Origin of the sequence: Kocuria salina (assembly GCF_013368965.1) — a bacterium.
Lineage (GTDB): Bacteria > Actinomycetota > Actinomycetes > Actinomycetales > Micrococcaceae > Kocuria > Kocuria rosea.
Window position 1 is genome coordinate 48,894 of sequence record NZ_SSSF01000009.1, and the last position, 18,878, is coordinate 67,771.

Sequence of the window (18,878 nt, forward strand, 5' to 3'; positions counted from 1 at the left end):
TCAGTTCTGCCCTTCTTCCTGTGCGTTCGGGGTGTCCTCGGGGCTCTGGGCGCCCTGGGCGCCGCCGGGGACGGCGTTGTCGACGGTCGGGTCGGCGCGGCCGTCCCGGTGGCTGTCCATCAGCTCGATGAACCGGCCGAAGAGGTAGGAGGCGTCGTGCGGGCCGGCGGCGGCCTCCGGGTGGTACTGCACCGAGAACGCGGGCAGGTCGAGGCAGTTGAGGCCCTCCACCACGTCGTCGTTGAGGCACACGTGGCTGACCTCGACGCGGCCGAACTCGCCCAGGGGCGCCTCGACCGGGCCGTCGAGGGGCGCGTCCACGGCGAAGCCGTGGTTGTGGGCGGTGATCTCCACGCGCCCGGTCCGCCGGTCCAGGACCGGCTGGTTGATCCCGCGGTGGCCGAAGACCAGCTTGTAGGTGCCGAAGCCCAGGGCCCGGCCGAGCAGCTGGTTGCCGAAGCAGATGCCGAAGAACGGGATCCCGGCGCGCAGCACCTCCCGCAGCGTCTCGATCTGCCGCTCGGCGGTGGCGGGGTCGCCGGGGCCGTTGGAGAAGAACACCCCGCGCGGGGCCAGGGCCCGGATCTGCTCGAAGCCGGTGTCGGCGGGCACCACGTGCACCCGCACCCCGCGCTCGGCGAAGCGGTGCGGGGTCATCGACTTGATGCCGAGGTCCACCGCCACCAGCTCGTGCAGGACCTCGCCGGTCCAGCCGTGCTCGGCGGGCTCCACGACGTAGGCCTCGGGGGCGGAGACGGTCTCGGCGAGCCGGCGGCCCTCCATCCGCTCGGCGGCGCCGACCTCGGCGACGAGCTCGGCGTCGGGGCGCAGCGCGGCGTCCCCGGAGAAGATCCCGCCGCGCATCGCGCCGCGGTCCCGCAGGTGGCGGGTGATGGCCCGGGTGTCGACGTCCTGGATGCCGACGACGCCCTGGGCCACCAGCTGCTCGTCGAGGGACCCCTCGGAGCGCCAGTTGGACGGGCGGCGGGCGGCGTCGCGCACGACGTAGCCGGACACCCAGATCCGCCGGGACTCGGCGTCGGCGGCGTTGACGCCGGTGTTGCCGATGTGCGGGGCGGTCTGCACGACGAGCTGGCCGGCGTAGGACGGGTCGGTGATGGTCTCCTGGTAGCCGGTCATGCCGGTGGAGAACACGGCCTCGCCGAGGGCGGTGCCGAGGGCGCCGTAGGCGCGGCCGCGGAAGACGCGGCCGTCCTCCAGCACGAGCACGGCGGGGTCAGTGGTGATCGAGCTCAAGGTCGTCCTCACGTTCGGGTCTGTGGGTCGGGAAGGCGGGGCGGCGGGTGCCGCCGGCGGGTCAGGAGTGCGGTGCCGGGACGATCGCCTCCACGGCGTCGAGGAGGCGCTGCTTGTCCTCGGCCCGCTGGGTGCGGAAGCCGGTGTCCACCACGGTGGAGCCCAGCCGCCAGGTCAGCACGGCGAGCCCGTCCCGCTCCACGAACTTGCCGACCATGCCGGAGCTGGTGCCCACGGCCACGAGGTCGGCGGCGGGGACGAACAGGCCCGGGGCGCCCTGCCGGTCCAGGAGCACGCCGTCGTCGTGGACCAGGGCCGTCGCCCGGGCGCGCACGCCCAGTCCGTGGGCCGCGATCCGCTCGAGCGGGGCGCCGGTCTCCGTGGTGCTCACGTACATGCCCGGGACCACGAGCCGGGGCTCGCGCTCCTCGATCCCCTCGGGCGGCGCGGCCGGCGCCGCGATCCCCGACTGGCGTCGCACGCGCGTGCGCCAGCCCCGGCGGAGCAGGGCGAAGAGCACGGCGAGGACGATGACCGTGACGAGCACGGTGCTGAGCTGGTCCATGGGACGGGGGCCTCCGGGCGGTGGAAGGGGGTCGGCGCGGTCAGGCGGCGGGGGTCGGGGCGGGGGTGTTGAGGGCCCCGTCGAGGACGGTGGGGTGGCCGCGGAAGAAGGTGGCGCGGACCGCGCCGGGCAGCTCCATGCCGCGGTAGGGGCTGTTGCGGCCCTTGGACGCGTGCCGGGCGGGGTCCACCACGGTGGTCGCGGCCGGGTCCCACAGGGTGAGGTGAGCGGGCTCGCCCTCCTCGAGCGGCCGGCCCTGGCCGGCGAGGCGCCCGATCCGGGCGGGGGTCGCCGAGGTGATCCGGGCGACGTCGCGCCAGGTCAGCAGGCCGGTGTCGACGAGGCTGAGCTGGACCACGGACAGCGCGGTCTCGAGCCCGGTCATCCCGTTGGCCGCGCAGGACCACTCGCACTCCTTGTCCTCGGCGGGGTGCGGGGCGTGGTCGGTGCCGATCACGTCGATGGTGCCGTCGGCCACGGCCGCGCGCAGGGCGTGCACGTCCTCGTCCGTGCGCAGCGGCGGGTTGACCTTGAACACCGGGTCGAAGCTGCGGACCCGCTCGTCGGTGAGCAGCAGGTGGTGCGGGGTGGCCTCGGCGGTGACGTCGATGCCGCGCTGCTTGGCCCAGCGGACGATGTCCACGGAGCCCCTGGTCGAGAGGTGGCAGATGTGCACGCGGGAGCCGACGTGCTCGGCGAGCAGCACGTCGCGGGCGATGATGGCCTCCTCCGCGACGGCGGGCCAGCCCGTCAGCCCGAGCTCGGCGGACACGGCGCCCTCGTTCATCTGGGCGCCCTCCGTCAGCCGCGGCTCCTGGGCGTGCTGGGCCACGACGCCGTCGAAGCCCTTGACGTACTCCAGGGCCCGGCGCATGAGCACCGGGTCGTGCACGCACATGCCGTCGTCGGAGAACATCCGCACGCCCGCGCGGGACTCGGCCATCGCCATGATCTCGGACAGCCGCTCGCCCTTCAGACCCACGGTCACGGCGCCCACGGGACGGACCTCGACCCAGCCCGCGGAGCGGCCCAGCTCGTGCACCTGCTCCACCACACCGGCGGTGTCCGCCACGGGATCGGAGTTGGCCATCGCGAAGACCGCGGTGTAGCCGCCGAGCGCGGCCGCCCGGGTGCCGGTCTCGACGGTCTCGGCGTCCTCCCGGCCGGGCTCGCGCAGGTGCGTGTGGATGTCCACGAGCCCGGGCAGGGCCACGAGCCCGGCGGCGTCGAGGATCCGGGCGTCGCCCGCGTCCGCGGCGAGGTCGGGGCCGATGCGCCGGATCACGCCGTCCTCGACGAGGATGTCGGCGGTCTGCTCGCCGAGCAGCTGGGCGCCCTGGATGAGGTACGAGGTCACGAGAGGTCAGCGCTCCTGGGGGTGCGGGGTGGAGGTGGGGTCGAGGTCGTCGCCGGAGAGCAGCAGGTAGAGCACCGACATCCGCACGGAGACGCCGTTGCGCACCTGGTCCAGGACCGTGGAGCGCGGGGAGTCCGCCGCGGCGGAGGAGATCTCCAGCCCGCGGTTCATGGGTCCCGGGTGCATGATCGCCGTGGCGGCCCCGGCGGCGTCGAGGGCGGCGACCCGCTCGGGGGTGAGCCCCCACTCCCGGGCGTACTCCTGGGCGGTCGGGAAGAACGCGGCGTGCATCCGCTCCCGCTGCACGCGCAGCATCATCACCGCGTCCGGGGCGGGGTCCAGGGCCTCGTCGAGGGAGAAGACCACCCGGCACGGCCAGTCCGCGATGCCGACGGGCAGCAGGGTGGGCGGGGCCACGAACGTGACCCGGGCGCCCAGGGTGGTGAACAGCCACAGGTCGGAGCGGGCCACCCGGGAGTGCAGGACGTCGCCGACGATCACCACGTGCATGCCCTCGAGGTCGAGCCCGCGGGTGCTCTCGCGGCCCTCGGTGCGGGCACGGTGCTGGCGCAGGGTCATGGCGTCGAGCAGGGCCTGCGTGGGGTGCTCGTGGGTGCCGTCGCCGGCGTTGACCACCGCGGCGTCGATCCAGTCGGACTCCGCGAGCTGCTGCGGGGAGCCGGAGGCCGAGTGCCGGATCACCACGGCGTCGGCGCTCATCGCCGCGAGGGTCTGGGCGGTGTCCTTGAGGGACTCCCCCTTCGAGACCGAGGAGCCTTTCGCGGAGAAGTTGAGGACGTCCGCGGACAGGCGCTTGGCGGCCGTCTCGAAGGAGATGCGGGTGCGGGTCGAGTCCTCGAAGAAGAGGTTGACCACGGTGCGGCCCCGCAGCGCGGGGAGCTTCTTGACGGAGCGCTGGCCCACGGCGGCCATCTGGTCCGCGGTGTCCAGGAACGTCAGGGCGGCGTCGTAGGAGAGGTCCTTCGTGGACAGCAGGTGCCTCATGCGCCGGTTCCCGGCACGGTGGTCTCGATGACCACGCAGTCGGCGTTCTCCGCCGCGCGGGGCTCGGGGTCGGTCTCGGCCAGCCGGACCCGGACCTTCTCCTGGGAGGAGGTCGGCAGGTTCTTGCCCACGTGGTCGGCGCGGATGGGCAGCTCCCGGTGGCCGCGGTCGACGAGCACGGCGAGGCGGACCACGCGGGGCCGGCCGACGTCCACGAGGGCGTCGAGGGCGGCGCGCACGGTGCGCCCGGAGTACAGGACGTCGTCGACGAGGACCACGGTGCGCCCGTCGATGCCCTGCACGGGGATGCGGGTCGGCTGGGGGGCGCGGGCGGGATTCTTGCGCAGGTCGTCGCGGAACATCGTGACGTCGAGCTGGCCGAGGCTCGCGGCGGCGTCGAAGCCGGTGTCGGAGGCTGCGATCTTGGCGGCGATCCGCTGGGCCAGCGGGTAGCCGCGGCGCGGGATGCCGAGCAGGACGAGGTCCGAGCTGCCCCTGTTGGCCTCGAGGATCTCGTGGGCGATGCGCGTCAGGGCGCGGTCGATGTCGGCTGCCGAGAGGATGACGCGCGCGGCGGCGGGTCCCGTCGAGGGACCGGCCGCGGAGGTGTCGTCGTTCATGGGTGCCGCCTCCTTCCCCGCCTCACAGGACGGACTTAAAGGTTGCTTGCTCGCCCCAAACTAGCACAGCGGCCCTGACGCCCCGGGCCCGGTGTGACGCCCGCCTCCCCCGGCGACCCCGCCCGGGCTGGGCGCTGTGGTCGGCCCGCTCCCACCGGGCGGCGGTGGCCGCGGCGGAGCCGAGGGCGACGAGCGCGACGCCCAGGACGCCGCCCGGACCGGCGCCGGCGGCGTCCGGGCCGGCCGTCCCGGCGAGGAGGGCGGGCACGGCCCAGGGGTACCACGCGCCGTGGCCGACCGCGGGGAGCACCTGAGCCACGAGGACGGTGAGGGCCACGGCCCCGGCGGTGGCCCAGGGCACGCTGGAGCGGCGCAGCTTCAGCCCCTCCGCCCCGAGGGCGGCCGCCGGCTCACCGGTCACCGGGGCGCTCCTGCCGGTGCTGCGCGCCCACCAGGCGCAGGAAGTAGGCCTCGAGGTCCTCGCGGACCACCGCGAGGCCGGTGGGGGGGGGCACGCCGCCGTGGACGAGGGCGGCGGCCACGGCGTCCGGGCGGTCCGCGGCGCCGGCGTCGCCGAGCACGACTGCGGGCCCCTCGCGGTGCGCGTCGCCGCACCCGCGGCCGAGGGCCGGACCATGCCGAGGACCGTCCGCATGACGGTGGTCTTGCCGGCGCCGTTGAGGCCCAGCAGCGCGTAGACCTCCCCCGGGCTGACCTCGAGGGTGACGCGGTCGACCGCGCGCACGGTCCCGTAGTGCTTCGAGACGCCCTGCAGGCGCAGCGCGGGAGCTGTCATGCGGACCTCCCCGGGACGCACGGTCGTGGTCCCGGAAATGGTAGCGCCCCGGGCGGGGTCCGCCGGCCCCGTCAGCCGAGCAGGGTCGGCTTCATCTGCTGCAGCCGGCCCAGCAGACCGTTGACGAAGCGCGGGGAGTCGTCGCCCGCGAGCTCCTTGGCGAGGCTCACGGCCTCGGCCACGGCGACCCCGTCCGGGACGTCGTCGTTGAACAGCAGCTCCCAGGCCCCCACGCGCAGCACGTTGCGGTCCACCGCGGGCATCCGCTCGAGGGTCCAGCCCTGGGAGTACGTCTCGAGGTACTCGTCGAGCTCACCGCGGCGCATCGTGACGCCGAGGACGAGCTCCTCGGCGTACGGGGAGACCTGCGAGTCGCTGTGCATCCGGCGCCGCTCCATGACCTCGCGGGCGTCCTCGGAACGCTGCTCGGCCTCGAAGAGGATCTCCACGGCGCGCCGGCGCGCCTTGCCCCGGGCGCTCACTCGTTGACGCGGCCCAGGTAGTCACCCGTGCGGGTGTCGACCTTGACCTTGGTGCCCTGCTCGAGGAACAGCGGCACCTGGATCTGGTAGCCGGTCTCCACGGTGGCGGGCTTGGTGCCGCCGGTGGAGCGGTCGCCCTGCAGGCCCGGCTCGGTGTAGGTGATCTCGAGGACCACGGACGCGGGCAGCTCGATGTAGAGCGGGGCCCCCTCGTGCAGCGCGATGGTCACGTTGAGGTTCTCGAGCATGAAGTTGGCGGCGTCGCCCACCACCTCACCGGGGACGGTGATCTGGTCGTAGGTCTTGTTGTCCATGAAGACGTAGTCGGCGCCGTCCTGGTACAGGTACTGGTACTCGCTGCGGTCCACCGTGGCGGTCTCGATCTTCGCACCGGCGTTGAAGGTCTTGTCGACGACCTTCCCGGAGGTGATGTTGCGCATCTTGGTGCGCACGAACGCCCCGCCCTTGCCCGGCTTCACGTGCTGGAACTCGATCACGTTCCAGAGGTTGCCCTCCAGCTTCAGGACGGTGCCGTTCTTGATGTCGTTGGTCGTAGCCACAGGTTCTCTCTCTGGTTGTCTGCGAAGTCGGCAGGTCGGCGCGGACAGGGGGTGTCGTCCCGGACCGCGGACCAGTCTAGCTGGGCGCGCCCTCGGCGATCTCCTGGTAGCTCGCGAAGAGGATCGCGGGGTCGGGGACCTCGAGCACGCGGGGCCGGCCGACGGCGTCGAGGACGACGAAGCGCAGCAGGTTCCCGCGCGTCTTCTTGTCCCGCTTCATGACCTCGAGCAGCCGCGGCCACTGGTCCCACCGGTACGCGGTCGGCAGGCCGAGGGAGGCGAGGATGCTGCGGTGGCGCTCGACGACGTCGTCGGCCAGGTTCCCGGCGGTGCGGGCGAGCTCGGCGGCGAAGACCAGCCCCACCGAGACCGCGGCGCCGTGGCGCCACTGGTAGCGCTCGTTGTGCTCGATCGCGTGGCCGAGGGTGTGCCCGTAGTTGAGCATCTCCCGGCGGCCGGCCTCGCGCAGGTCGCCGGAGACGATCTCGGCCTTGACCCGGATGCTGCGCTCCACGAGCTCCCGGACCACCTCGGACTGCGAGTCGCGCACCGCCTCCGGGTGGTCCTCAATCAGCTCGAGGATCCGCTCGTCGGCGATGAAGCCGCACTTGACGACCTCCGCCATGCCGGTGAGCAGCTCGTTCTCGGGCAGCGTCCGCAGCGTGTCGAGGTCGCACAGCACGGCCGCGGGCGGGTGGAAGGCGCCCACGAGGTTCTTGCCCTCGGCCGTGTTGATCCCGGTCTTGCCGCCCACGGCGGCGTCGACCATGCCGAGCAGGGTGGTGGGCACGTGCACCACGCGCACGCCGCGCAGCCACGTGGCGGCCACGAACCCCGCGAGGTCGGAGACCGCTCCCCCGCCCACGGACACGATCGCGTCCGAGCGGGTGAAGTCGTTCTGCCCGAGGACCTGCCAGCAGAAGGACGCCACCTGGACGTGCTTGCCCTCCTCGGCGTCGGGGATCTCGGCGGTGAACGCCTGGTAGCCCTGTCCGCGCAGCTCCTCCATGACCACGTCGCCGGTGCTGCGCAGCGCCCGCGGGTGGATGACGAGCACGCGCTGGACCCGGTCGCCGAGCACGCGGGGGACCTCGCCGAGCAGCCCGTGGCCGACGAGGACGTCGTAGTTCTCGGCCGGGCGCTCCCCGGTGACGGGGATGGTCGTGACGGTGCGGGGAGCGGACTCGCTCATGCCTGGGCCTCCTGGGTGCTGTCGGTGGTGCCGCCGGCGCTCCGTGCGGAGCGCAGGCGGGTGAGCTCCGCCTCGAGGTCGGCGCCGATCTCGGCGACGGGCCGGTTGCCGCGGCCGTCGAGGGTGATGTCGGCGAGCTCCTCGTAGCAGGCGCGCCGGGACTCGTAGAGCTCCTGCCAGCGCCGCTCCGGGTCCGGCTGGAGCATGGGGCGGGTCCGGTTGCCGCTGATCCGGGGCAGCACGGTCTCGGTGTCCACCTCGAGGTAGGCGACGAGCTCGTGGCGCAGCAGCTCGCGGGTGGACGGTGTCATGGGGGCGCCGCCGCCCACGGAGAAGATCGCGTTGGCGTGGTCCGGGTCCCGCAGGATCTCGGCCACGGTGTCCGCCTCGAGGTCGCGGAAGTACTTCTCGCCGTGCTCCGCGAAGATCTTCGAGATCACCCCGTACCGGGAGACGATGACCTGGTCGGCGTCCACGAAGTCGTAGCCGTAGAACTTGGACATGTGCAGGGCCAGGAAGGACTTCCCGGCGGCCATGGGCCCGATGAGCACCACGGGCCGCTGCGGGGTCTCGGCGGCGTCGGCCGGGGCGGGGAACTGCGCGTTCACGCCTGGGCCTCCCCGGGCTCGGCGGGCGCGGCCGCATCTGCGGGGGCCCCGGTCTCGGCGGGGGCCACGAGGGGGTCGCCCATGTGGTCGTCGCGCGCCGCGGCGGCGTCGTCCCCGAAGGCCCCGAGCTCGCCGGCGGAGTGCAGGGACTCCGGGATCGCGGCGAGGTAGGCGTCCTTGTTGCGGGCGGTCTCGGTGATCGAGTCCCCGCCGAACTTCTCCGTCACGGCGTCGGCGAGCACGAGGGCGACCATCGCCTCGGCGACCACCCCGGCGGCGGGCACGGCGCAGACGTCCGAGCGCTGGTGGTGGGCGCGGGCGGCCTCGCCGGTGGCGACGTCGACGGTGCGCAGCGCCTTCGGCACGGTGGCGATGGGCTTCATGGCCGCGCGCACGCGCAGGACGTCACCGATGGACATGCCGCCCTCGATCCCGCCGGCGCGGTTGCTCACGCGGCGCACCGCGCCGTCGGCGCCGCGGGAGATCTCGTCGTGGGCCTCGGAGCCGGGCCGGGCGGCGGTCAGGAAGCCGTCCCCGACCTCGACGCCCTTGATGGCCTGGATGCCCATCAGGGCCCCGGCCAGGCGCGAGTCGAGCCGCCGGTCCCAGTGCACGTACGAGCCGAGCCCCGGGGGCAGCCCGTAGGCGAGGACCTCGACGACGCCGCCGAGGGTCTCCCCGTCCTTGTGGGCGGCGTCCACCGCCGTCACCATGGCCTCCGCCGTGGCGGGGTCGAAGCAGCGCAGGGGGTCGGCGTCGAGGCCGGGGACGTCGGAGGGCAGCGGGCGCGCGGCGTCCACCGGGGCGCTGACGGCGCCCACGGCCGTGGTGTGGGAGACGAGCTGCACGCCCACGGCCTCGAGGATCTTCGCGGCGACGGCGCCGAGGGCCACGCGCGTGGCCGTCTCCCGGGCGCTGGCGCGCTCGAGCACGGGCCGCGCCTCGTCGAAGCCGTACTTCTGCATGCCGGTGAGGTCCGCGTGGCCGGGGCGGGGGCGGGTGAGGGGGGCGTTGCGGGCGCGGCCCGCGAGCACCTCCGGGTCCACGGGGTCCGCGGACATCACCTCGCGCCACTTGGGCCACTCGGTGTTGGCGATCTCGATCGCCACCGGCCCGCCCTGGGTCACGCCGTGGCGCACGCCGCCGAGCAGGCGCACCTGATCCTGCTCGAACTTCATCCGCGCGCCGCGCCCGTAGCCGAGCCGGCGGCGGGCCAGGGCGTCGCGGACGTCCTGGCTGGTCAGGCTCACCCCAGCCGGGACGCCCTCGATGATCCCGACGAGCGCCTCGCCGTGCGACTCGCCGGCCGTGAGCCAACGCAACATAACAACTCTTTCCGTTCGGGGTCTCGGCGACAGGGCCCCGCGGGGCGCGGCCGCCGACAGGTCTCAGGTGCGGGGCAGGGACGGGGCGGCGAGGATGGGCCGCCCCACGGCCGCGCACATCGCGGCGACCACGTCCTGCTCGCGGGGCAGGGGTGTGCCCGGATCGCGGCCGGTGAACAGGCGGATCTGGTCCACCGCCTGGAAGATCAGCATATCGAGTCCCGGGGCCACCGCTCCCCCGGCCCGGGACCAGGCCGTGGCCACCGCCGACGGCCACGGGTCGTAGGCGGCGTCCAGGAGGACGCCCGTGGTGGTCGGGGCGGCGGCCTCCAGCTGCGCCGCCAGCTCGTCCGCGCCGTGCGGCGGGAGGGTGGAGACGACCACGTCGTACGCGGCCAGGAGGCCCGGCGCCTCGTCCCACGCCCGCAGGTGCACGGGGATCCCGAGCCGGCGCCCCGCCTCGACGGCGCGCCCGGCGCGGGTGGCGGAGCGCACGAAGACGTCCACGGAGGCGGCCCCGAGCCGCTGCGCGGCGGCGACGGCGGCCGTGGCCGTGCCGCCCCCGCCGAGGACGGCGGCCCGGGGGACGGCCGGCACGGTGCCCGCCGCGAGCACCGCGCCCACGATGCCGGTGACGTCGGTGTTGTGGCCGAGCACCGTCCCGTCCGGGCGGAAGAGCAGGGTGTTGACCGCGCCCACCGCCGCCCCGAGGACCGTGAGCTCGTCCGCGCACGCGGCGGCCACCGACTTCAGGGGCATCGTCACCGACAGCCCGCGCCAGGCGGGATCGGACCGGCGGGCGTCGACGAACGGCGGGAGCTGCTCCTCGACCAGGTCGTGGGCGTCGTAGTGCACGTCCTCGCCCAGCACCGCGTACGCGGCGCGGTGCAGGTCCGGGGACCTCGAGTGGCCGATGGGGTGGCCCACCACGGCGGCGCGGGCGGGACTCACCCGCACCGGCCCTCGTTCTCGCTGCACCACTGGTTGTACTCCTCCACGTACCCCAGGTGCTCCGCGTAGGTCTCGGCGAACTTCGTCTCGCCCGTGTCCAGGTCCACGGTCACCCAGAAGTAGTAGTCGTTGTCCTGCGGGTCGGCGGCCGCCGCGATGGCGGCGTCGCCCGGGGAGCCGATGGGGCCCACCGGCAGGCCGGGGTTGGCGAAGGTGTTGTACCGGTTGGACTCGTCGCGGCGCTCCTCCTCCGAGAAGTCGTAGCTGCGGCGGTCGAGGCCGTAGGTCACGGACGCGTCGGACTGGATGAAACCGGAGGTCTCGCCGTCGGGGTTCTCGAGCCGGTTCTCGATCGCGCCGGCCACCACGTCGTAGTGCTCGGGCTGGACCTCGAACTCGATGATCGAGCCGATGGTGAGCACCTCGAAGATCTGGTCCTCGTCGCTGATGCCGTTGTCGTCAAGGGTCGTGCGGGTGCGGTCCACCATCGTCTGCAGGATCTGCTCCGCCGTGGCGTCCAGCGGGAACCGGTACTCGCCCGGGTGCAGCCAGCCCTCGAGGGTGGGGAAGCGGTCCGGGATCCCGAACGTCGCCGTGTCCTCCCGGTAGGCCTCGAACTCGGAGACGGGGATGCCGGTGGACTCGCTGAGGACCCCGAACACGTCGGTCATGCGCAGGGTCCGGTTGACCGCCGCGTAGTGGGTGGCCTCGTCCTCCTCCATGAGCGCGTCCACGGCGGCCTCCGAGCTCATCTCCGTGCGCAGCTCGTACTCGCCCGGCTGGATGAACTGCTCGGCGTGCTCCTCCTGGTAGGTCTCGACGAACGTCTCGGCGTCCGCCACGATCCCCTGCGCCTCGAGGGCCACGGCGATCTGGCCGGTGGTGGCGCCGTCGGCCACGGAGAAGGTCACGGGGTCCTTGCCGTCGCCGCGGTAGTCGCGGACCTCGAACCACCGGAAGGTGGAGCCGAGCACGGACACCGTGATCAGCGCGGCGAGCAGGAACAGGGCGATGGCCGTGGTCAGTGAGACGCGGCCGCGGCGCCGGCGCCGCTTGACCTGCTCGGGGGTGAGCTCCTCGTGCTCGAAGACGCCGCGCAGGCCCGTGGAGGGCTCCCTCGAGGACGGGGCGTCCAGGAGGCTGCCCAGACCGCCGCCGGACGACTCCCGGGGCGCCTCGGGTCGGCGGGGCGCCGACTGGTCGTACGGATCGTCGCTCACGAATGCTCTCCGTCCGGATCGGTGGTCGTCAACGGTGCCGTCCGCGCCCGGTCGGGCGCTCCGGCGGTGTCCTCGGCGGTGTCCTCGGCCGTGTTCCCGGCTCCGGTGGACGACTCCCCGCGGCGGGCCGCGGCCGGACCCTGCCCGTCGCGGTCACCCCCATTATGCGGGACGGCGGGTGCCGCGGCGCCGGGGACCGGCGGTTCCACCGGCGCGCCGGGCTCCGCCCCGGTCGCCCTGGCCCGGTCCACGGCGCTCTGCAGGATGGTGACCGCGGCCACCTGGTCGACCTTGTCCATGTGGTCGCGGCGGGCGACCCCGGCCTCCAGCAGCGCCCGGTGGGCGTCCACGGTGCTGAGGCGCTCGTCGACCAGCCGCACCGGCACGTCGCGGCCCTTCACGCGCAGCCGCCGCACGAGGGCCTCCGCGTAGTCGCGTGCCATCGCGGTCGAGGCGTTCTCCCCGCCGTCGAGGCTGCGGGGCAGCCCCACGTAGACGGCGACGACGTCGTGCTCCTGGACCAGACCGGCCAGCAGCTTCACGTCGAAGCCCTTCCGGGGGTCGGGGTCGCGCCGCAGCGTGGTGAGCGGCGTGGCGAGGATGCCGTCGGGGTCGCACAGGGCGACCCCGACGCGGACGAGGCCGACGTCGACCCCCATCCGCCGTCCCCGGGCGTAGGCGTCGCTCACGCGGCGGCGCCGCCCGTCGCCCGGGCGATGTCGGCCAGCACCGCGTCCAGGGCGGCCCCCGTTTTGGCCGGGTCCTGCCCGCCGCCCTGGGCGATGTCGTCCTTGCCGCCGCCGCCGCCGCCGAGGACCTTGGCGGCCGTGCGCACGAGCCGGCCGGCCTGCACCCCGGCCGCGCGGGCGCCCTCGGTGGTCGCCACGAGGACCAGGGGACGGCCCTTGGCCGTGCCCGTGACGGCGACGACGAACGGCTCCGCCGTCATCCGGCCGCGCAGGTCGAGGGCGAGCGAGCGGACGTCGTCGGCCCCGGAGACCTCGCCCATGTCGTGGGTCAGGACCTTCACGGCGCTGACCTCCCGCACGCCGTCGAGCAGGGCGCCGGCCTGCGCCTGGAGCTTCTCCCGGCGCAGGACCGCGAGCTCCTTCTCGGCCGACTTCAGCTTCTCGAGGGTGCCCGCCAGGCGCTCGGGCAGCTCCGCGGAGGACTGCACCTTGAGCATGCCGGTGAGCTGGTGCACGAGGGTCCGCTCGGCCGCGAGGTGGCGGAACGAGTCCAGGCCCACGAGCGCCTCGACGCGGCGGTTGCCCGAGCCCACGGACTGCTCGGTGAGCAGGGTGAGGGAGCCGATCTGGGCGGTGCCGCCCACGTGCGTGCCGCCGCACAGCTCCCGGGACCAGGGTCCGTTCAGCTCGACCACGCGCACCCGGTCCCCGTACTTCTCGCCGAACAGGGACATGGCGCCCATGGCCTTGGCCTCGTCGAGAGCCATCTCCTGCGTGACGACCTCGTGGTTGGCGTGGATCGCCGCGTTGGAGACCTCCTCGATCTCCCGGCGCTGGGCCTCGGCGAGCCCCTCGCCCCACGCGAAGTCGAAGCGCAGGTACCCCTCCTTGTTGAAGGAACCGCGCTGGACGGCCTCGGGGCCGAGGATGTCGTGCAGGGCCGCGTGGACGATGTGGGTGCCGGTGTGGGCGGCCTCGGCGGCGCGCCGGCGGGCGACGTCCACCTGGGCGAGCACCGTGGCTCCGGAAAGGGCCTCGCCCTCGCGCACGACCGCCTGGTGCACGGACAGCCCCTTCACGGGCTGCTGGACGTCGGTGACCTCGAGCACGAAGCCGTCGCCGCTGATGGTGCCCCGGTCGGCGGCCTGGCCGCCGGCCTCGGCGTAGAACGGCGTCTCGTCGAGGACGACCTCGACGTGCTCCCCGGCCGAGGCTGCAGGGACGGTCACGCCGTCCTGCAGCAGGGCGCGCAGCACGGTCTCGTGGCCGAGCCGGGTGTAGCCGGTGAACACCGAGCCGCCCTCGTCGACGAGCCGGCGGAACACCGAGAGGTCGGCGTGGGCGCCCTTCTTGGCGCGGGCGTCCTGCTGCGCGCGGTGGCGCTGCTCCTCCATGAGACCGCGGAAGGCCGTCTCGTCGACCGCGACCCCGGCCTCCGCGGCCATCTCGAGGGTCAGGTCGATGGGGAAGCCGTAGGTGTCGTGCAGGGCGAAGGCCTCCGCGCCGGAGACGGCCTGGCCCTGGCGCCGGGCGCCGGCCACGGCCTCGTTGAGCCGGGTGGTGCCGGACTCGATGGTCTTCAGGAACGCCCGCTCCTCGGCGTAGGCGATCCGGGAGATCCGCTCGAAGTCCTCGGCCACGTAGGGGTAGACGCCGCGCATGGCGTCCCGGGAGGCGGGCAGCAGCACGGGCAGGCAGGGCTCGGTGACGCCCATCAGGCGCATCGCGCGGATCGCGCGGCGCAGCAGGCGGCGCAGGATGTACCCGCGGCCCTCGTTGGACGGGCTCACGCCGTCCGCGATGAGCATCAGCGAGGAGCGGACGTGGTCGGCGACCACGCGCATCCGCACGTCGTCGTCGTAGCCCTCCTCCCCTGGCTTCTCGGAGCCGTGGTAGCGCTTCCCCGAGAGCTCGGACGCCCGGTCCAGGACGGGGCGGACCTGGTCGGTCTCGTAGAAGTTCTCGACGCCCTGGAGCAGCATGGCCAGGCGCTCGACGCCGAGGCCGGTGTCGATGTTCTGCTCGGGGAGGTCGCCCAGGATCTCGTAGTCCTTGCCCGAGCCCTCACCGCGCTGGTACTGCATGAAGACGAGGTTCCAGATCTCGATGTACCGGTCGTCGTCGACGGCCGGGCCGCCCTCCCGGCCGTACCGGGGGCCGCGGTCGTAGAAGATCTCGGAGTCGGGGCCCGCGGGACCGGGCTGGCCGGTGTCCCAGTAGTTCTCGTCCCGGCCCAGCCGCTGGATCCGCTCGGCAGGCACCCCCACGGTGTCCTTCCAGAGCGTGTAGGACTCCTCGTCGCCCTCGTAGACGGTCACCCACAGCCGGTCCGGGTCCAGGCCGAAGCCGCCCTTCTCGAGCGGGCTGGTGAGCAGCTCCCACGCCATGGGGATGGCGCGCTCCTTGAAGTAGTCGCCGAAGGAGAAGTTGCCGGCCATCTGGAAGAACGTGCCGTGCCGGGCGGTCTTGCCCACCTCGTCGATGTCGAGGGTGCGGATGCACTTCTGGATGGACGTGGCGCGCCGGTAGGGGGCGGTCTCCTGGCCGAGGAAGTACGGGATGAACGGGACCATGCCCGCGATCGTGAACATGGCACCCGGCTGGGAGGAGATCAGCGAGGCGGAGGGCACCACGGTGTGGCCCTGGCCTTCGAAGTAGTCCAGCCAGCGCTTGGTGATTTCCTGAGAGAGCATTACCGGTGCTTTCCTTCGCGTTCGGTCGAGGGGTCGGTGGGCTCCGCCGCGGCCCCGGCCGCGCGGGGGGCGGCGGTGCCGTCGAGCACCGGCGGGGCGGTGCGACCGGCGTCGAGACGGCCGGTCTGCGGCCGGGGGGCGGCGACGCCGAAGGACTCGCGCAGCTCGGCCTCGCGCTCGTCCATGCCCGCGCGCACGGTGGCGGCGAAGCGGTAGAGCCGGGAGCGCCAGTCCCCGGGGCGGGGGGTGCGCGCGGCGCCGGCCCCGCCCGGCACGGAGAGGTCCTGGCCGGGTGATCGGGCGAGGCGGGTGGCGGCGGCGCCGAGCACGCCGCCGGCGGCCACGAGGGCGAGCCGGCCCCAGAAGCTCATGGCCGGTCCTCCCCCGGGGCGCCGGGGGCCTGCTCGTCGGCGGCCCCGAAGCGGTCGGCCCGGTGGGAGCCGTGCGGCGCGGTGTCGCCCGTGAACGCCCGGCGGACGCCGTGCGAGAACGCGGCGACCTTGATCAGCGGCTGGCCCACGGTGGAGGCCACCAGGGAGGACAGCGCGGAGACGTTCGCGGAGGCGTCGGAGACGTTGGTCGTGATCCCGTCCACCTTCTCGAGCTGCGAGTTGGTGGTCGAGACGGTGCGGGTGACCTCGTCGATGAGGGGGACAGTCTCGTTGTTGAGCGAGCGGATCGTCAGCCGCAGCTCGTCGAAGACCTTGCCGAGCTTGAGGATCGGCACCGCGAGCAGGAGCACCAGCACGGCGAACACCCCCGCGGCGAGCAGTCCTGCGATTTCTCCACCGGTCATGGCGCGGCGCGCTCCTTGCTGGTCGGGTCGGGGGGCCGGGGCGGCAGGACCGCCCGGGCGTGCGGGGACGGGCACCGGCGCGGTGCCCGGGGATCAACTGTACCGAACGGAAGAGCCCGCGGCGCAGGCGCCGCGGGCTCTCCGCAGGGAAGGCCCTGCCCCGGGGGGTCCCGGCGGCAGGAGCCCGCAGGATCAGGCCATGCGGGCGTAGTACTCCACCACGAGCTGCTCCTCGCAGGTCACGGGGACCTCGGCGCGCTTGGGCTTGCGGACCAGCTTGGCCTGCAGCTTCTCGATCTGCACGTCGAGGTAGCCCGGGGTGTCGGGCAGCACGGCCTGGTGCGCGCCGGCGGCGGCGACCTGGAAGGGCACCATCTTCTCCGACTTGGCGTGCACGTGGATCAGCTGACCCTCCTTGACCTGGTAGGAGGGGCGGTCCACCCGCTCACCGTCCACCAGGATGTGGCGGTGCACGACCATCTGGCGGGCCTGGGCCATGGTCCGGGCGAAGCCGGAGCGCAGGACCAGGGCGTCCAGGCGGGACTCCAGCAGGGCGACCAGGTTCTCACCGGTCTGCCCCTCCTGGCGCTTGGCCTCGACGTAGGCGATGTGCATCTGCTTCTCGCGGATGTTGTACTGCGCCCGGAGACGCTGCTTCTCGCGCAGCCGGACGGCGTAGTCCGAGTCTGCCTTCCGGCGGGCACGGCCGTGCTCGCCGGGGCCGTAGGGACGGCGCTCGAAGTACTTCTCGGCCTTCGGGGTCAGGGCGATCCCGAGGGCGCGGGACTTGCGCACCTGGCGGCGCGCACGCGTGTTGTTAGCCACGTTTACCTTTCACAATGCGGTGCCCTCCCCCGTCCGGCGTGCGGTGCGGGGGGAGCGTGTTCTGTTCGGTCCGGCCTCCGAGGACGGGATCGGTCCCGCCGGAGAGGTGAGGATCAGCCGCAATCCTCCTGTCCTGCAAGCGCCGTGGCCGCGCGCCGCGCACCGTGGTTGAGGCGGTGCGCCGGGCGTGCGGGAGCACGGGCCTTGCCGGCCGACGTCCCACTATAGCGTGTGCGGGGCCGTGGCGCGCCCCGGGGTGCTCGCGGTGCGGGCCGGCCCCCGTCCCGGTCCCGGCGCGCCGGAGCGCCGCCCGGGAGTCCCGGACGGCGCTCCGGCGCACGAGCCCTCGGCGCGGACGCGGTCAGTCGACGTCCTCGTCCACCCAGTCGAAGGTCTTGGTGACGGCCTTCTGCCAGTTGCGGAACAGCCGGCCGCGCTCGGCGTCCTCCATCTGCGGCTCCCAGCGCTTGTTCTCGGCCCAGTTCGCGGTGACCTCCTCCGTCCCGGACCAGAAGCCGACGGCGATGCCCGCGGCGTAGGCGGCGCCGAGGGCCGTGGTCTCGGTGACCTCCGGGCGGATCACCGGGACCCCGAGCTGGTCCGCCTGGAACTGCATGAGCAGCTCGTTGGCGGTCATCCCGCCGTCCACCTTGAGCTCGATGATGTCCACCCCGGCGTCGGCGTTCATCGCCTCGACCACCTCGCGGGACTGGTAGGCCGTGGCCTCCAGGGCGGCCCGGGCGATGTGGGCCTTGTTGACGTAGCGGGTCAGGCCCACCAGGGCGCCGCGGGCGTCCGAGCGCCAGTACGGGGCGAACAGGCCGCTGAAGGCCGGGACGAAGTAGGCCCCGCCGTTGTCCTCGACCGACGCGGCCAGGGACTCGACCTGCGGTGCTGAGGAGAGGATGCCCAGGTTGTCGCGCAGCCACTGGACCAGGGACCCGGTCACGGCGATGGAGCCCTCCAGGGCGTAGACGGCGTCCTGGTCGCCGATCTTGTAGCACACCGTGCTCAGCAGCCCGTTCTCCGAGTGCACCACCTCGGTGCCCACGTTCATCAGCACGAAGCTGCCCGTGCCGTAGGTGTTCTTGCCCATGCCCTTCTCGAAGCACGCCTGCCCGAACATCGCGGCCTGCTGGTCGCCGAGGATGCCGGCGATCGGCACGTCCTTGAGGAAGCCGCGGGTGCGGCCCTTGCCGTAGACCTCGGAGGAGGAGCGGATCTCGGGCAGCATCGACGTGGGGATGCCCATGTCCGCGCAGATCTCCTCGTTCCAGTCGAGGGTCGCCAGGTTCATCAGCATGGTGCGCGAGGCGTTGGTGACGTCGGTGACGTGCACCCCGCCGTCCACGCCGCCCGTCATGTTCCACACCAGCCAGGAGTCGGTGTTGCCCATGAGCAGGTCCCCGCGCTCGGCCCGCTCCCGGGCGCCGTCCACGTTGTCCAGGATCCACTTGACCTTCGGGCCCGAGAAGTAGCTGGCCAGCGGCAGGCCCACCCGGTCCTTGTACCGGTCCGGGCCGGCCTCCCCGCCGAGCTCCTCGGCGATCTTCTGGGTGCGGGTGTCCTGCCAGACGATGGCGTTGTAGACGGGCTCCCCGGTGGTGCGGTCCCAGACCACGGTGGTCTCGCGCTGGTTGGTGATGCCCACGGCGGCCAGGTCCCGGGCGTTGATCTCGGCGGAGGCCTCGGCGTCGGCGACGACCTTGCGGACGTTGCGCCAGATCTCCATGGGGTCGTGCTCCACCCAGCCGGCGCGCGGGAAGATCTGCTCGTGCTCGAGCTGGCCGGTGCTGACGATCGTGCCCCGGTGGTCGAAGATGATCGCGCGGGAGCTCGTGGTGCCCTGGTCGATGGCCATGACGTACTTGGTGTCGGTGCTCATGGGTGGTCCCTCACTTCGTTGTGGTGTCGTGGACGGGTCGGTGGTGGTGCGG

General features: G+C 73.5%; 20 protein-coding genes and 1 pseudogene. All 21 read right to left on the reverse strand.

Annotated elements, in window-relative coordinates; translation table 11 throughout:
* The 21 genes and pseudogenes from carA to glpK all read right to left on the reverse strand — a co-directional run bounded on the left by carA (position 1) and on the right by glpK (position 18,826).
* Entirely contained in the window at positions 1-1,257 is a 1,257-nt protein-coding gene (gene carA, locus E7Z53_RS16125; RefSeq protein WP_017832304.1) for a glutamine-hydrolyzing carbamoyl-phosphate synthase small subunit, read from the reverse strand.
* Positions 1,258-1,318: 61 nt separating this feature from the next.
* A complete protein-coding gene (locus tag E7Z53_RS16130) occupies positions 1,319-1,822 on the reverse strand; it encodes a PH-like domain-containing protein (RefSeq protein ID WP_017832303.1) in 504 nt (167 codons plus the stop codon).
* A 40-nt stretch (positions 1,823-1,862) separates the two neighbouring features.
* Positions 1,863-3,179 carry a dihydroorotase gene (locus tag E7Z53_RS16135; RefSeq protein WP_017832302.1) on the reverse strand — a complete coding sequence of 439 codons (1,317 nt, stop codon included), beginning with the start codon at positions 3,177-3,179 and terminating at the stop codon, positions 1,863-1,865.
* 6 nt (positions 3,180-3,185) lie between these two features.
* Positions 3,186-4,184 (reverse strand): aspartate carbamoyltransferase catalytic subunit, encoded by a 999-nt coding sequence (locus E7Z53_RS16140; RefSeq protein ID WP_017832301.1) that lies wholly within the window; start codon positions 4,182-4,184, stop codon positions 3,186-3,188.
* Positions 4,181-4,804: a bifunctional pyr operon transcriptional regulator/uracil phosphoribosyltransferase PyrR gene (gene pyrR, locus E7Z53_RS16145; RefSeq protein ID WP_017832300.1), complete on the reverse strand. Its 624-nt coding sequence runs from the start codon at positions 4,802-4,804 to the stop codon at positions 4,181-4,183. The genes E7Z53_RS16140 and pyrR overlap by 4 nt, the downstream gene beginning before the upstream one ends.
* A gap of 22 nt (positions 4,805-4,826) precedes the next feature.
* Entirely contained in the window at positions 4,827-5,225 is a 399-nt protein-coding gene (locus E7Z53_RS20865) for a hypothetical protein (protein WP_176338189.1), read from the reverse strand.
* Complete coding sequence (locus E7Z53_RS20870; RefSeq protein WP_167590881.1) at positions 5,215-5,385, reverse strand: hypothetical protein; 171 nt, start codon at positions 5,383-5,385, stop codon at positions 5,215-5,217. The genes E7Z53_RS20865 and E7Z53_RS20870 overlap by 11 nt, the downstream gene beginning before the upstream one ends.
* Positions 5,386-5,429: 44 nt before the next feature.
* Positions 5,430-5,600, reverse strand: a pseudogene (locus E7Z53_RS20875) (ATP-binding cassette domain-containing protein); the annotation flags it as partial.
* 71 nt (positions 5,601-5,671) lie between these two features.
* A complete protein-coding gene (nusB, locus tag E7Z53_RS16165; protein ID WP_031282389.1) occupies positions 5,672-6,082 on the reverse strand; it encodes a transcription antitermination factor NusB in 411 nt (136 codons plus the stop codon).
* The gene (efp, locus tag E7Z53_RS16170; RefSeq protein ID WP_017832295.1) at positions 6,079-6,642 is read right to left on the reverse strand and encodes an elongation factor P; all 564 of its coding nucleotides are present in this window, start codon (positions 6,640-6,642) and stop codon (positions 6,079-6,081) included. Before efp ends, nusB begins: the two co-directional genes overlap by 4 nt.
* 76 nt (positions 6,643-6,718) lie before the next feature.
* Positions 6,719-7,834 (reverse strand): 3-dehydroquinate synthase, encoded by a 1,116-nt coding sequence (gene aroB / locus E7Z53_RS16175; RefSeq protein ID WP_109222648.1) that lies wholly within the window; start codon positions 7,832-7,834, stop codon positions 6,719-6,721.
* The gene (locus E7Z53_RS16180) at positions 7,831-8,442 is read right to left on the reverse strand and encodes a shikimate kinase (protein WP_017832293.1); all 612 of its coding nucleotides are present in this window, start codon (positions 8,440-8,442) and stop codon (positions 7,831-7,833) included. The genes aroB and E7Z53_RS16180 overlap by 4 nt, the downstream gene beginning before the upstream one ends.
* The gene (gene aroC / locus E7Z53_RS16185) at positions 8,439-9,767 is read right to left on the reverse strand and encodes a chorismate synthase (protein WP_017832292.1); all 1,329 of its coding nucleotides are present in this window, start codon (positions 9,765-9,767) and stop codon (positions 8,439-8,441) included. The genes E7Z53_RS16180 and aroC overlap by 4 nt, the downstream gene beginning before the upstream one ends.
* Before the next feature lie 63 nt (positions 9,768-9,830).
* On the reverse strand, positions 9,831-10,745 hold the full coding sequence (locus tag E7Z53_RS16190) for a shikimate dehydrogenase (protein WP_369598003.1): 915 nt from the start codon (positions 10,743-10,745) through the stop codon (positions 9,831-9,833).
* Complete coding sequence (locus E7Z53_RS16195; RefSeq protein ID WP_052133031.1) at positions 10,715-11,938, reverse strand: endolytic transglycosylase MltG; 1,224 nt, start codon at positions 11,936-11,938, stop codon at positions 10,715-10,717. Before E7Z53_RS16195 ends, E7Z53_RS16190 begins: the two co-directional genes overlap by 31 nt.
* Positions 11,935-12,627, reverse strand: coding sequence for a Holliday junction resolvase RuvX (gene ruvX / locus E7Z53_RS16200; protein WP_369598004.1), 693 nt, complete (start codon positions 12,625-12,627; stop codon positions 11,935-11,937). Before ruvX ends, E7Z53_RS16195 begins: the two co-directional genes overlap by 4 nt.
* A complete protein-coding gene (alaS, locus tag E7Z53_RS16205) occupies positions 12,624-15,320 on the reverse strand; it encodes an alanine--tRNA ligase (RefSeq protein WP_176338208.1) in 2,697 nt (898 codons plus the stop codon). The genes ruvX and alaS overlap by 4 nt, the downstream gene beginning before the upstream one ends.
* Positions 15,320-15,691, reverse strand: coding sequence for a hypothetical protein (locus E7Z53_RS16210; protein WP_052133033.1), 372 nt, complete (start codon positions 15,689-15,691; stop codon positions 15,320-15,322). Before E7Z53_RS16210 ends, alaS begins: the two co-directional genes overlap by 1 nt.
* Entirely contained in the window at positions 15,688-16,116 is a 429-nt protein-coding gene (locus E7Z53_RS16215) for a DUF948 domain-containing protein (protein ID WP_031282383.1), read from the reverse strand. The genes E7Z53_RS16210 and E7Z53_RS16215 overlap by 4 nt, the downstream gene beginning before the upstream one ends.
* 192 nt (positions 16,117-16,308) lie before the next feature.
* Positions 16,309-16,941: a 30S ribosomal protein S4 gene (gene rpsD, locus E7Z53_RS16220; protein ID WP_017832285.1), complete on the reverse strand. Its 633-nt coding sequence runs from the start codon at positions 16,939-16,941 to the stop codon at positions 16,309-16,311.
* Positions 16,942-17,302: 361 nt separating this feature from the next.
* Positions 17,303-18,826, reverse strand: coding sequence for a glycerol kinase GlpK (gene glpK / locus E7Z53_RS16225; RefSeq protein ID WP_035928520.1), 1,524 nt, complete (start codon positions 18,824-18,826; stop codon positions 17,303-17,305).
* Positions 18,827-18,878: the final 52 nt, after the last annotated feature.

Bases quoted from the DNA above. Each gene is read 5' to 3' on its own strand.
- E7Z53_RS16140 (WP_017832301.1), bottom strand. From the start codon at position 4,184: ATGAGGCACCTGCTGTCCACGAAGGACCTCTCCTACGACGCCGCCCTG.
- E7Z53_RS16210 (WP_052133033.1), bottom strand. From the start codon at position 15,691: ATGAGCTTCTGGGGCCGGCTCGCCCTCGTGGCCGCCGGCGGCGTGCTC.
- aroB (WP_109222648.1), bottom strand. From the start codon at position 7,834: ATGAGCGAGTCCGCTCCCCGCACCGTCACGACCATCCCCGTCACCGGG.
- E7Z53_RS16130 (WP_017832303.1), bottom strand. From the start codon at position 1,822: ATGGACCAGCTCAGCACCGTGCTCGTCACGGTCATCGTCCTCGCCGTG.
- glpK (WP_035928520.1), bottom strand. From the start codon at position 18,826: ATGAGCACCGACACCAAGTACGTCATGGCCATCGACCAGGGCACCACG.
- pyrR (WP_017832300.1), bottom strand. From the start codon at position 4,804: ATGAACGACGACACCTCCGCGGCCGGTCCCTCGACGGGACCCGCCGCC.
- aroC (WP_017832292.1), bottom strand. From the start codon at position 9,767: ATGTTGCGTTGGCTCACGGCCGGCGAGTCGCACGGCGAGGCGCTCGTC.
- alaS (WP_176338208.1), bottom strand. From the start codon at position 15,320: ATGCTCTCTCAGGAAATCACCAAGCGCTGGCTGGACTACTTCGAAGGC.
- E7Z53_RS16215 (WP_031282383.1), bottom strand. From the start codon at position 16,116: ATGACCGGTGGAGAAATCGCAGGACTGCTCGCCGCGGGGGTGTTCGCC.